The sequence below is a fragment of the Reichenbachiella sp. 5M10 genome, from assembly GCF_002742335.1.
In the GTDB taxonomy this organism is placed as follows: domain Bacteria; phylum Bacteroidota; class Bacteroidia; order Cytophagales; family Cyclobacteriaceae; genus Reichenbachiella.
In genome coordinates this window covers 167113-180189 of the sequence record NZ_MDGR01000007.1, presented here as the reverse complement: position 1 = coordinate 180189, position 13077 = coordinate 167113, and the positions used below count along the sequence as shown (strand labels likewise).

10 protein-coding genes are annotated in these 13077 nt (G+C 44.6%); 4 read left to right on the top strand and 6 right to left on the bottom strand.

Annotated features, from left to right (window positions below):
* The first annotated feature begins 72 nt into the window (after positions 1 to 72).
* From BFP72_RS19360 to BFP72_RS00725, 4 genes are all read left to right on the top strand, one after another.
* Positions 73 to 741, top strand: coding sequence for a hypothetical protein (locus tag BFP72_RS19360; protein WP_255397136.1), 669 nt, complete (start codon positions 73 to 75; stop codon positions 739 to 741).
* Positions 714 to 1346: a sugar phosphate isomerase/epimerase gene (locus BFP72_RS00735; protein ID WP_255397135.1), complete on the top strand. Its 633-nt coding sequence runs from the start codon at positions 714 to 716 to the stop codon at positions 1344 to 1346. Before BFP72_RS19360 ends, BFP72_RS00735 begins: the two co-directional genes overlap by 28 nt.
* A 149-nt stretch (positions 1347 to 1495) precedes the next feature.
* The gene (locus tag BFP72_RS00730; RefSeq protein WP_099597278.1) at positions 1496 to 2467 is read left to right on the top strand and encodes a calcium/sodium antiporter; all 972 of its coding nucleotides are present in this window, start codon (positions 1496 to 1498) and stop codon (positions 2465 to 2467) included.
* A 211-nt stretch (positions 2468 to 2678) separates the two neighbouring features.
* Positions 2679 to 4073 carry a CsgG/HfaB family protein gene (locus BFP72_RS00725; protein WP_099597277.1) on the top strand — a complete coding sequence of 465 codons (1395 nt, stop codon included), beginning with the start codon at positions 2679 to 2681 and terminating at the stop codon, positions 4071 to 4073.
* A gap of 23 nt (positions 4074 to 4096) precedes the next feature.
* Here BFP72_RS00725 and BFP72_RS00720 read toward each other — a convergent pair whose 3' ends face one another.
* The 6 genes from BFP72_RS00720 to BFP72_RS00695 form a co-directional block, all read right to left on the bottom strand.
* Positions 4097 to 5860, bottom strand: coding sequence for a hypothetical protein (locus tag BFP72_RS00720; RefSeq protein ID WP_143519889.1), 1764 nt, complete (start codon positions 5858 to 5860; stop codon positions 4097 to 4099).
* Between the two features lie 150 nt (positions 5861 to 6010).
* Positions 6011 to 6700, bottom strand: a complete 690-nt coding sequence (locus BFP72_RS00715) for an SCO family protein (RefSeq protein ID WP_255397134.1) — start codon at positions 6698 to 6700, stop codon at positions 6011 to 6013.
* A complete protein-coding gene (locus BFP72_RS00710; RefSeq protein ID WP_143519888.1) occupies positions 6663 to 7193 on the bottom strand; it encodes a toxin-antitoxin system YwqK family antitoxin in 531 nt (176 codons plus the stop codon). The genes BFP72_RS00715 and BFP72_RS00710 overlap by 38 nt, the downstream gene beginning before the upstream one ends.
* Before the next feature lie 61 nt (positions 7194 to 7254).
* Positions 7255 to 8064: a YHYH protein gene (locus tag BFP72_RS00705; protein ID WP_099597274.1), complete on the bottom strand. Its 810-nt coding sequence runs from the start codon at positions 8062 to 8064 to the stop codon at positions 7255 to 7257.
* A 169-nt stretch (positions 8065 to 8233) separates the two neighbouring features.
* Complete coding sequence (locus BFP72_RS00700; RefSeq protein WP_158233217.1) at positions 8234 to 9838, bottom strand: RagB/SusD family nutrient uptake outer membrane protein; 1605 nt, start codon at positions 9836 to 9838, stop codon at positions 8234 to 8236.
* A 50-nt stretch (positions 9839 to 9888) separates the two neighbouring features.
* Positions 9889 to 12876, bottom strand: a complete 2988-nt coding sequence (locus tag BFP72_RS00695) for a TonB-dependent receptor (RefSeq protein WP_221406449.1) — start codon at positions 12874 to 12876, stop codon at positions 9889 to 9891.
* Between the last annotated feature and the right edge of the window lie 201 nt (positions 12877 to 13077).

The window sequence follows — 13077 nt, the reverse complement described above, 5'->3', positions numbered from 1 at the left end:
CCTTCTGCCCAATTGAGCAAAGCTACGTTTGCCAAAAAGTAGGCTTGAGTTTCAAAAACAGAACAAAGAAACATGAAAATCCAGGTCATGACAGGGGTATTGATGATTTTGAGTCAAACGCTACTGGCTCAGCACACAATCCATTCGCAAGTTGATCGCCTACATCAATATGCTGGAAATTGGGTGAGTAGCATCCATGCAGACACGGATAGCATTGATTCATTTCCCATTGTGAAAATGAATAATCATTCTAAAATGGGAAATCATTCCTTGCAGGTTGAAGTACTCCACTATCAAAATAGCACATACCAGCCCCTACTCACAGAGTTGATTAGTCACGACTCAAAAAGTGACCAAATCATTGCTTTGGGACAAAATGCCGAAGGCGTGGTTTTCAACGGGACGGGGCGTTTTGCTAATGAAAGAGAATGGCAGATGCAAGATATCGACATGTTGGGCGATTTTTACTTGCGTGTCAAATTTGATTTTCAAAGCTATACAGAGGTATTGCTAGAAGGCTTTGATCAGTTGGATCAAAGCATTTGGAAAACCCGGTACATTAAATCTAACCCAAAGGACAAAAACATAGGCATTCAATTGGTTTCTGTTCACCAGCAAATGTTGAAATCCCCAGTCACAACCCTAAGAGAACTAAGCCGAATGGCTACAGCTATGTTGAGACTTTCGTATATGACGAGGGGACATTTTACGGAATGTCCCCCACCGAGTTTCGTCAAGTAGTGGAGGAGCAGGACATGCAGTTTTTAGGTTCGATGACATTTCATGACCTTCCTAGTCCTGGTGCCTGGAAAAGCACCATGGAATGGTGGTCGAAGTGTATTGATGATCATATAGCAGCAGGTGTGGAGTACTTGACAACTTCAAATAATCAACTCAAATCGGTGACAACCAAAGTAGAGTTGCAGCGCTATTGTGACTATTACAATACCATAGGGAAATTATGCAAAGACAAAGGTCTCGCCTTTGCCTTTCACAATCATGGCGATGAATTTGGTTTGGTTGAAGGTGTTCGGATTTATGATTATTTTTTGGAAAACACAGACCCCAAATATGTCTACTTTCAAGCTGACATTTATTGGATGGATGTAGGAGAGGTAAACCCTGTTGATTATTTTCAAAAATACCCCTCACGATTTTTAAGTTGGCATATCAAGGATTACAAAGAGTTGGGAAAAAGTGGAAAGATCGATTGGATGGAGTTGTTTAACCATCCCGATTTTGAGACGCCAAAATATAAAGTAGCAGAAGTAGAGGATTATTCTTACCCACCCATGTTCAGCGTACAGTTGGCGTGGGAATATTTGTATTATGAAATACTGGATTAGATCTCCTCACAAGGTTCGCTTGAACTTGGTCTAAAAAACTGAGCCAACAATATCTGAAGCAACCAGAGGGTTGATCGCAATTATTTCGAGGATAAAAACATCCATATTTTCATCAATCCTTTAAATTCGTGTGACCTATTTAACTTACAATGACTTATATACTATTCGCAATTGGATTTGTACTGCTCATCAAAGGGGCAGATTACTTGGTAGACGGAGCGTCATCCATAGCTAAAAAAAACAAGATCCCTACACTAATCATTGGGCTGACCATTGTATCCTTTGGGACGAGTATGCCCGAATTGATTGTTAACATTCTGGCAAGCTCAGACGGCAGTTCGGAGTTAGCCATTGGCAATATCCTGGGGAGCAACATTGCCAATGTACTGCTGATTTTGGGTGTTGCATCTGTGATCAAGCCACTCCCCATACAGCGGTCCATTTACTTTACAGAAATCCCAATTTCGTTGGTGGCTACACTTCTCGTTGGTTTTTTGGCCAATGCAAATCTATTTGTAGAGGTAAAAGGACTTACGTTGAGTAGAGTGGATGGCTCCATATTACTCCTCTTTTTTGCGCTATTCATGTTTTACATTTATGTCGTATCAAAAACCAATAAGTCCAAACTGGAAAACACCAGTGACTCTGAAAGCGAAATCAACTCTTTGCCAACAAGCAAGTCTATCCTGTTTGTGGTTGGAGGTTCTATCGCCCTATTCGTAGGTGGAAAATGGGTAGTCGATGGCGCCTTTGAAATCGCTCTAGCCTTTGGGCTCAGCGAAACGTTTATTGGTTTGACTGTGGTCGCGATTGGCACATCATTGCCTGAGCTAGTAACTTCCGCTATAGCTGCCAAGAAAGGCCAGGCCGATATGGCTGTTGGCAATGTCATAGGATCCAATATTTTCAACCTGCTCTGGATACTAGGTCTTAGTTCAATCATCCGCCCCTTACCCTTTGATGTGATTAGCAATACGGATATTTTGATGGTCATTACGGCCAGTACTTTATTGATCTTTGCCGTGATCGTAGGCAAGAGGCCAAGAATAGATAGATGGGAAGGAGTATTGTTTCTCATCGTATATTTCTCATACCTGACTTACTTAGTCCTACGAGGCTGATTTTCAGCAGAGCCCGCCTGCCCCTCAATGGCTGAAGTCAGATTCATGCTATTGAGCGATAGGCAACTAGTGACACAGGCATTGTAGCCACCAACCCTGGCCGACTAGCTACGCAACATGATGTTCACGGCATCTTCCAGAGGGAGTACTGGCGTTTACGTTCCAAAAACTATATTTTAGCTACCCAAAACAACTATCAACTACGCTCCCTATGAGATCATTGCTTTTCTTAGCCTTAGCACTGGCATTCACGTCACCCTTACTCGCACAAAAATCCTACGTCCTCTACCCTTTCGACATACAAATGGACGAGGGAGAAAATTACTATGAGCGGGAAGCGAAGCGAAATTTTGAATCAGGAAAAAACGCCTTTGAGAACACCACAGTACCCGAGAAATTCACCCCAGGAGTTGGTCTACTCAATGCCGCCAAAGGACTGCAAATCGCCAAGAGAAAGGGCTCTATCTCAGATCTACAAGAACTCCTCCGAAGCAACTATGAATGGGTAACCAATAGTTTTATGATGCAAATCGAAGACCTCAAAAAAGCAAGTGAAGAATTCGAAGGAGACGTCACGGCCAATCAAAAGGCTGATATCATCAACTACTACACACTTATCAGCAAATACAATCGCATCCTACGGTCCACTAATCCAGAAAAATTCGAAGCGGCCAAAAAGAAAGATCCGCCACTCAACCTCAACCTCGTAGATGTATCCGCAGACTTAGCTGCCGCAGAATCCTCTCTCAACGAGACCATCGAGGCAGCCGCAGCGATGCACTATGCCAATGCCCGCAAGGATGCCCAACTACAAGGGCTAGAATCAAGCAAGTCAGCCGCTAAGAGTTTTCGCTACGCCTACGAATATGTGCCCGCATACCGAGACTCCGAAGAACGCTATTTGGCTGCCAAAAAACTAGGCACCACCCGACTCGGGCTCACCGAATTCGAAAACATCTCCTCCAGTGACCACAACGCGGGAGGGAGCATTGCCTTTGACATCCTCTCCTACTTTACAAAATACAACAACAATTATGAGTTTTTTGAATTGCTCGATCGCGATGCTACCAACCGCATCCTTGACGAACAAAAACTCAGCGTCTCTGGTTTGATGCAGGATGGCACCACTGCCCAACTCGGCGAACTCGTAGGGGTCAACTCCATACTCGTAGGTACCGTCACACTGACTACTTACGATACCGAACGACTCGACCCCAAAGACCGTAGCTATGAAAAGAAGATCAAAGTCGGGGAAGAAACCTACATGGAAGACGGCAAAGAAAAGACACGTGATATCAAGAAAGACGTGACGGTCCAAATGCACCAACACATCAAAATCGCCAAATCAACCGTCGCAGCGACTTTTAAAATCATCGACGTAACCACCGGTCAAGTACTGGTCACTGACGAAGTAAACAACACGGCAGATTGGTCAGGAGTCTGGTACACCTACGAAGGGGGGGACAAACGCGCCATACCGAGCAATCTCAATCGCGACGAAGTGCAATACATCGGTAGTGCTCAACTCATCAAGCAAGCTTCAGAAGAGGTCGCCAACCGCATCATTCGTCGCGTATCGAGCTACGCCAAAGAGGTATCCAAATAATCCGAAAACCTTTTACCAATTGGTCACCGATTATACTCCAACTCATAGGTCAGATCATCTACGATCTGACTTTTTGCTTTCTGAAAAGCCTTGGCCTGGGCATCGTCAAAATTGGCTCCTATGCCTTTGATATCATAAAACGAGTTTTTATAAATTTCCTTTTGCGTGTCCAAATCGATGAGCGAAACCGTCGCATCTACATATGCCAGTGTCGCGATGTCTCCTGTTTGCCCTTTCCGGGCAAATGCCTCCACCACCAACTCATAATCCGACGACACCCGCTCTTCTACAAAAGCGTACCGCAATTGTGCCAAGCCACTTTTGAGCGCTGGCTCGATTACCTTGATACGCAGCGGTTCTTCGATCCCTTCTTCGCTACTGCGCACAAATATCGTCGGAGACAACACAGTCAACTCTGTATGCCCCTCAGACAAACCATCCTGATTACGAATGGCAGACAAGAGAGGGGTATCTTCGGATACCGATAGGTAGCGTGCCAAATCCAAACTAAAATCCAATCGATAATCAGCCCCTGGAGATACCATATCAGTGGTCAGATAAAAAGCCGCCACCCCGTCATCCGAACTCAGCACTCCATAATACTTCGATTTCCCATTGTGATCCAACCGCACACGAAACGGCATATTCGAAACAGATCTCCCACCCAACACACATCGAACCATTATGGGCCGACTGACAAATTCATTGGGTTTGACATGAAACTCTGCAGGTGCCTCTACAACCATCTCTGGCAACTTGGAGATAAACTCAAAATGCGTCGGTAGAAGCTTGAGTCCCTGTCGATCGATGACCGAAGTTCCAACCGAAAAACTACTACTCGATAACACGGCCTCTCGGCCGTTGATTACTGCCGCTTGAAACATCACCTCCTCCTCGGTCATGCTATATACACCTACTATCCGTGCTTTGCCTGTCGTGGAAAGTGTGATGCGTGGATCATCCCCTAGCACTTCCCCTAGCTGAGCAAACAAACTACTACTGAACTCACTACCTACTGTCGTCTGTGAATAGTACATGCTCTCAAGGCGAGCCGGCTCCACTGTACCGTTGGGTAGCTTCATCAGTAGCTCGGTAGCCAAACGTGTTTTGATGTCCTCCAAACTCACACGTCCACTATGAAACAGGTCGTTGAGTTCTTTTTGGCTGTCCCGAGCAACTTGACGCAAGAACGACAAGTCCGCACCGTGAGGTTGTGACAGTGCCGTCAGTACCTGAACAGACTTTTCGATCGCAGAAAGTGCGGACTGAGTCTGAGACAGCCATTCTATTCTTTGGGACTTGCTCTGCACACGCACAACCTGCTCCTGCCCTTCCATGATCTCGTTGATGTTCTTTTGAATGATGGCTCGGTGGTAATTACTCAGCTCCTCGATCGAAACATAACCAAACACAAACAAGGATTTTTGCCGTTTGTCATAGTAGGACTCTTGCTTGAGTCCTACGAGTTCTACATCGGAAGCAGATCGAGAACGCTGCTCCCAGAGTTGATCTGTTTCGGCATTTTTCACACTGATATTGAGATGCGTTTCGGCATTGATCGATACCAAGATAGCATCTGACAACTGGCTTTTGACCAACTGGTACATTTGCGTCTGTATTTGGGTCTGGTTGTCCTTTTTGCCTACTGTCTCCGATACCATCACGCTGAGGTACTGGTCATCAGGCCACTGACTCATGCGAGTCGCAGGATCCATCCAAGCAGGGGCTTGTCCCAAAGTCATGAACGTCATGACACTCATTGATAGCAATAATATTATCCGTAGCATAAGTCTTATTTTGATAGGTGCCAATTTATGCAAATTCAAGAACTTGTAAGAGATTGCTGCTAGATTCTATCCAAAGGGACTACAAACACCGAAGAGTACAGAAATAGACAAAAAAGCCCTTGCAGCATTCCGTGCAACAAGAGCTTCATGTCATTCTATCTGATTCTGGAGTGTATGAATATCCGCAATCAACTGATTAACTGACGCTTTATTGAGACCATTATAAATCCCCCGGATGTGCTGATTCCCATCCACTAGGATGAAATTTTCTGTATGAATAAAATCCTCTTCTGCCTTTTGTAGTCCTAAATCCTCTTCTACAAAATACCAATGACGTCCCAGATCATATATCTCCTCTCTGTCCCCTGTCAGCAAATGCCACTTACCACTCACCACCTCTGTACGCTCAGCATAGCCTCGTAGTATAGGGACACTATCGTACTCTGGCGTCACTGAGAGCGACAGCATTATCACCTCATCTGTCTCCAGAAATGCCTCCTGCACAAGAGCCATATTGGAGGCCATTTTGGGGCATATTCCTGGACATGAAGTGAAGAAAAAGTCCACCACGGAAATCTTACCCCTTACTGTGTGCTCCGTGACCTCCTCTCCATACTGATTGACCAAACGAAACGATGGTATCTGATGAAACCCTATGGGTAAATCTAGATCCGAGGCGTACCACTGCGGTGTAAAGGTCGCTTCATTATAGTAGGGCAGAACCTCAATCCTACTCTCCTTCTCAGATGGTGAAGACTTACACCCAGCCCCTATAACAAGTAACCCTACCATCAAGCATAGATCAACGGTCAAATTGAATATTTTCTTCGTTGAGTTCATAGCATAAATTTGTGCGTTTCAAACCAAATATGCGACCATTTTTGGCTTCATAGTTTACATACACCTTTCCATTTTTGCGCCAAGCACGTTGCAGCCCTTCCTCGCGCCCTTGGACGATATTCATTTCCTTGAAAAGTGCCCCATCACTGTACCATTGCCTTTGTACCCCATTCGCCTTACCCACCACAAAAGACCCTTCTGATCTCAACTGTCCATTCCACCACCACGACTTCACCACTCCGTTCAAGCGATTATCAGTATAATATGCTTCATAACTCGGTTGACCATTCTCAAACCACTTTTGACGAACACCATGTCTCTTTCCATTCAGGTACTCTACCTTTTCCTTCACCTGCCCATTTGAAAAACGTCGTACACTCACTCCGGTAAACGGCTCCTCTCCTCTATACCACTGCCCCTGGTTTCCGTGCAAACTCAACTGCTCGACGTTTACGACTACAAGAACCTCGTTTTCACTAACTGAAACAGTCATATCTGTGTTCTTCGGTGTACTGAGCAACAGCAACCTAGCAAAAATCAACAGAAAATATAGGTTAACGTATGGCATTGGCAGTCCCTTGATAATCTCCTGGAAACAGAATATAGTACTGATTGAGGTACAAGTCATTTTGGATGTGGTAGTGATATACCGACTCCTCGTTGTACTGAGTGCTACTGGTGTGCCCTCCCGACTCGTCCAAGTCGTCTGGGTACGTCCCCGTCTCTGCACATTTTCGCCCATAGAGAAAAAAACCATCCGCTATAATCCCAATCAATGCGTCATCGTCTTCGGACCAAGCTGTAGTCTCTAGATGATAATGGTAACTCTGAGGACCGGTATGTGCTCCTGTGTAATCCAAGGACCCCACAGCATTGTCAAGAGGTACGTTTGGACCCTCTTCGTCGTTGTAGATGACGGCACCACTCACAGCTATCCCTATCGCTCCCAACCCTGTAGCAGAGCTCGAAGAGGCTCTCTCCGGTGTGGCATCCACGGTCAAAGCATAGGAACCATTGAAATCATCAATATTACCTGGCGCCATCTGCCCATATGAAGTAATCGTTGGTTCCACGAATAATTCATGGTTGCTCGAAGATCCCTGAGTAGTGACGCCATCCATTTCTCGAGTAGTAGTATTGGACCAATAGGGTGAGGTGTGATTAGGCAATCCGTCTGTCTCAACAATGATGTCGTCCCCATCAAGCAACACGGACACATGATCCGCATCAAAGGCAGAAAAGGCAGCAGGTAATTCAGTCAGTGTCACTCCAGAATCACCGTCAGACAATGTACCGTCAGAACTACACCCTATCCAAACAGCTGCTATTAAAACTGTAGCCCATATTGTTTTTGTTACCTTCATACTATAGAATTTTATTTTTCACTATAGACGTAAGTAGATTCCAAATCCCTCGGTAGAGATGTTTTTTTCTCCTCATCCCTACACGACATGATGATTGATCACTAGGCATAAAAAAAGCCGAGCAGTACTGCTCGGCTTTTCAAAAAAATTGTTTCAAACAAAATTAGGATTAATACCCTGGGTTTTGTGTCAACCCATCCAGCAAAGTAACATCTACTTCGTATTTAGGCCACAAGTAATCTTTGCCAGAGTCGAAGTTTCTTGTTTCCAAAGCCGGTGCAGCTCCTGAGAATACATTTCCTTTTTCTCTTCTGACGATATCGTACCATCTGACACCTTCGAAAGCCAATTCCAATCTACGCTCCTCCAGTACATCGTCCACAGTCACAGTACCTGAGATATCTGCAGGGACAGCGCTAGGAGGGTACTTTGAATCACCCGCTCCAGCAGCACCTCTCGCACGTGCTCTCACTCGGTTGATATAGCTGACCGCTTTCGCATTGTCACCCAATTCAACTGCTGCCTCAGCAGCAATCAAAATAACTTCTGCATATCTCATCATGATGTGCTTGGCATTCGAATCTCTCAAACTAGGACCAGTCTCAATACCGTGTATCACGTTGGACTCACCTACTGCTCTGAAATACTTCGCAATAGCTGGTCTAGCTACATTTTGAGGAATAGAGCCCCAATTGGTGAAGTAATAATCCGGAGTCCCCTCGAAAGTAATCGCTGTATCCAAGCTTACCGCTTTTCGGTAATCTTTGCCATCCCAGTTGGTGTATACCTCCAACTCTGGAACGATGGCACTCCAACCGAAAGCAGCTGAATTGACCGCTGTGAATCGCTCATCGCCTCTTGGTCCAGTAACTGATCCAATCTGGTCAGTACCTGCATTAGATCCGCCGATATCACCAGGAGTTTTTTCGTACGAATCATTGGCAATCATGTCTACTTTGAACAAGATTTCAGAAGACACATAGTTTGGATCAAAAATATCGTAGTAATCTTCTTCTAGTCCCACAGCATACTGACCTTCGTTGTTGATCACCTCTTCTGCATGGTCTAGGGCATCTTGCCAATCCGTTCCTTCAGCTGCAGTAGACGTAGCGCGAGTCATGTATACAGACGCTAGCAAACCATGAGCAGCCGCTTTGCCTGGGTGAGACCTGTCCGCTGGGACATCTGCCAACCACTGCGCTGCAAACTCTAAGTCCCCAATGATCCCTCTATAGGACTCGTCGATAGGAGACTGCTGTACCGCCAACGGATCATCGATAGGCTGACCATCCATGTAAATGATCTCACCAAACAATCTCACATACACATAGTGTACATAGGCTCTCAAGAAATAAGCCTCAGCTACTACCGCATTTACATCTTCTTCGCTACCCGACACAACGCCTTGAGCATTGATCACGGTGTTGGCTGCTGCCAATACTTTGTAACCAATCGGCCAAAATACGTTGACCAAACCATTGTCCACTTCCATCTGCATGAGATCACAAGTCTGTCTACGTGCAGCTGTACTCGGATCACCGATTCCACACATGTCCCCTCTTACGAGCAAAGCCAACGACAATTTCCTTCCATAAAACTCCTCTCTAGTCAACAAGGAGTATCCTCCATTCACTGCGGCCTGCAATTCCTCAGGCGTGGTAAATAAGCCCTCAGGAGCCAATACACTCTTTGGGCTCTCATCCAAAGTCTCACAGGACATGGAAAACACCATGACCAAGGCGAACATTGCTGAGATTATATATGATTTTTTCATGATATTCTTAGAATTAATATTTGACATTTGATTAATCTACTAGGCTTGAATTAAAAGCCTAAGTTTAGTCCTACCGTATATGTTTTCACATTCGGGTAACTAGCATAATCTAGTCCCAAGTTTCTGTTGGAATCGGCATTATTTGTACCTTCTCCTTCGTTGGCATATGCCGCTTCAGGATCCAAACCAGAATAATTGGTAATAGTGAACAGGTTCTGAGCACTCACGTACAATCTCAATGAACGTACTTTGATTTTTTCCAATACGGACTGAGGAACAGTGTATCCCAAAGCGACGTTTTTCAAACGTACGTAGCTTCCATCCTCTACCCATCTTGAAGAAATCTTCTGCGTTCTAGCAGGGTCAGCAGAAGGAATATCTCCTGTTGGGTTGTCTAGCGCGTTGTATCTATCTAGAGCCGCTGTAGAGACATTGTTTGTACCTCGAAATGACTCCAATTCCATTCTTGTCAAGTTCAACATTTCATTGCCATGTACTCCTTGAATGAAGATGTTCATGTCAAAGTTTTTGTAGGTGAAATCGTTATTGAACGACCATGTAAAATCAGGATGAGGGTTACCGATGATCTTCTTATCTGCATCTGTCAACTCACCGTCTCCATTGAGATCGGCAAATTGCTCTCCTCCGATTTTTGCATCTGATCCTACCAACAGTGGATCTCCTGGCTGAGTCACACCTTCATAGACATAGCCGTAGTACACACCCATAGACTGGCCTTCTTGCAGCAACTGGAATCCAGAAGTAATATTGAAGTGACCTGGAGCATTGAAGTATGAGATTGTCGATGAATCTGGAAGTGATGTCACTTGGTTTTTATTCATGGCAAATACCACGTTAGAAGTCCATGTAAAATCTCCTACCAAGTTTCTAGTCGTCAACATTGCTTCAAACCCTTGGTTCTGGATCTCTCCATAGTTTTGAAGCTGAGTCGGAACAGACTCGTTCACACCGAAGAAAGCAGGGATCGGACGATCAAACAACAAATCATATGTCTGCTTGTCGTAGTAATCAGCTGTCAATCTTACTCTGTTGTCAAACAACCCAACATCAATACCTATATCCAATTGAGCTGTAGTTTCCCAAGTCAAATCAGGGTTGGACAATGTACCCAAAATCAACGCTCCTTGTCCAGGTCTGTTGCTATAGTACGCATCCACAGTAGCCAAAGACTCGTATGCTCCGATACCTTGGTTACCTGTCAAACCATAACTGGCTCTAAGTTTCATATCAGAGATAGTGCTGATTGACTCCAAGAACGGCTCATCGCCTACATTCCAAGCAATTGCTCCAGATGGGAAATATGCCCACTTGTTGTTCTTCGCAAAGTTCGATGCACCATCGTAACGGATAGTCGCAGTAAACACGTATCTATCCATAAGCGTATAGTTTGCTCTAGAGTAATACGATTTCAAAATTCTAGTAGATTGTGCTGACACAGGCGTTATGCTTGCTGCACCACTCTCCAACAACCAGTATGAAGTAGCTTCAGACAAGAAGCTGCTTGCTCCAGTCTCTACTGCTTCGTCAACTCTTTTCTGGAAAGAATATCCATTCACCCAGTTGATTCTATGTATACCAAACTCTTTGTTGATCGTAAAGTAGTTCTCTGTCAACAAGTTGGTTGCCTTGTCAAACTCAAGTGTCGCTACTCCACTCTCTCCACCTCTCACTAGGTCCGAAGAGCTAAACACCCCTTCTCTATATGAAGTAACACCTGCTCCCAAAGTAGTTTTGAAGCTCAACCAATCCAATAGCTTGAAATCTACAAAACCATTTGATTGAAATCTATCTGTTACTCTTTCTCTATCGATCTCATTAGCGATTGCTACAGGGTTATCAATATTGTCTCCCAATTTAGATTGAGTATAGTTGCCATCCGCATCGCGAACTGGAGTATCAGGCTCCAGTCTAGCTGCTGCACCAACTACCCCTGTACTGCTGCTACCTCCAGTAGTTTCTTGTGTCAATACACCTTGATCGATACTTCGTCTACCGTACAAGTTCATCCCGATGGTTACTCGCTCAGAAGCTTTGATGTTCAAATTACTCGTCACAGAGAAGCGCTCATAACTAGAGTTGTCAATGACCCCTTCTTGTTCAAACTGCGTACCAGAGATGTAGTACTTTACATCCTCGCTACCGCCACTTACAGACACTTGGTTGTTCCAAATATGTCCTGGTCTGAATATCTCATCTTGCCAATCTGTATCTACTGTAGCATCATAGCTATATGCTGGCACCACTTCCAAGATATAATCTCTGTAATCCTCACCTGACAATAAATCCAAGCGATTGCTTGTTTCTTGGTAGGAGTACGAACTGTTGACATCTACTTTCGTTTTACCTGCTCCTCCAGACTTGGTAGTCACGAGGATTACACCGTTGGCTGCTCTAGAACCATAGATTGCAGTAGCAGATGCATCTTTCAATACTTCCATCGATGCGATATCTGCTGGAGGAGGCATTTCACCACCTACAAAACCATCAACCACCACAAGAGGATCACTACTTGCGTTGATCGAGCTACCCCCTCTAATTCTCATGTTCATTTCAGCACCTGGTTGACCACCATTGGTTGACTGAATTTGAACACCAGCAGCACGACCTTGTAGGCCCTGCACTGCACTCAAAGTAGGGAAAGCATTAAGATCTTTTGATTTGACTGAAGACAGTGCTCCTGTATTGTCACTTTTCTTGACCGTACCGTAACCTACGACGACCACTTCTTCTAATTGTTGAAAATCAGTTGTCATGGAAACATCCACTACTGATCTACCCGCCACTCCGATTTCTTGGGTTTCGAAACCGACAAAGCTCACCACCAAAATGGCATCACTTGGTGCAGATATAGAGTATCTACCATCCAAATCTGTCACTGTACCGTTAGAGCTGCCTTTCACAAGCACTGTGGCTCCCGGAACAGTCTCGCCATCCTCGTCGGATACAACCACACCCGTCACAGTAGTATCCTGTGCAGATGCGAAAAACGAAAACAAACACATGACATATATTGCCATGTACTTACTTTTTAAGAGTAATAGTTTTTTCATAATCATTCATTAAAATTTTTAGCAATTCACGTTTCAATTGGACGATATAAAATTGGTTTACCAATCAATTGAGATGCCAATATAGAGAATATCCGAACAACTCCACAAAGAATTTCAGAAAAATCACCCTCTTGTTCGGATAATATCTTCTGTAGAACATGAATTACC

Excerpts from the sequence above, each read along its gene's own strand:
- BFP72_RS00700 (WP_158233217.1), bottom strand. The coding sequence starts at position 9,838 with ATGAAAAAATCATATATAATCTCAGCAATGTTCGCCTTGGTCATGGTG.
- BFP72_RS00715 (WP_255397134.1), bottom strand. The coding sequence starts at position 6,700 with ATGAACTCAACGAAGAAAATATTCAATTTGACCGTTGATCTATGCTTG.
- BFP72_RS00710 (WP_143519888.1), bottom strand. The coding sequence starts at position 7,193 with ATGACTGTTTCAGTTAGTGAAAACGAGGTTCTTGTAGTCGTAAACGTC.
- BFP72_RS00705 (WP_099597274.1), bottom strand. The coding sequence starts at position 8,064 with ATGAAGGTAACAAAAACAATATGGGCTACAGTTTTAATAGCAGCTGTT.
- BFP72_RS00735 (WP_255397135.1), top strand. The coding sequence starts at position 714 with ATGTCCCCCACCGAGTTTCGTCAAGTAGTGGAGGAGCAGGACATGCAG.
- BFP72_RS00695 (WP_221406449.1), bottom strand. The coding sequence starts at position 12,876 with ATGGCAATATATGTCATGTGTTTGTTTTCGTTTTTCGCATCTGCACAG.
- BFP72_RS19360 (WP_255397136.1), top strand. The coding sequence starts at position 73 with ATGAAAATCCAGGTCATGACAGGGGTATTGATGATTTTGAGTCAAACG.
- BFP72_RS00720 (WP_143519889.1), bottom strand. The coding sequence starts at position 5,860 with ATGCTACGGATAATATTATTGCTATCAATGAGTGTCATGACGTTCATG.
- BFP72_RS00725 (WP_099597277.1), top strand. The coding sequence starts at position 2,679 with ATGAGATCATTGCTTTTCTTAGCCTTAGCACTGGCATTCACGTCACCC.
- BFP72_RS00730 (WP_099597278.1), top strand. The coding sequence starts at position 1,496 with ATGACTTATATACTATTCGCAATTGGATTTGTACTGCTCATCAAAGGG.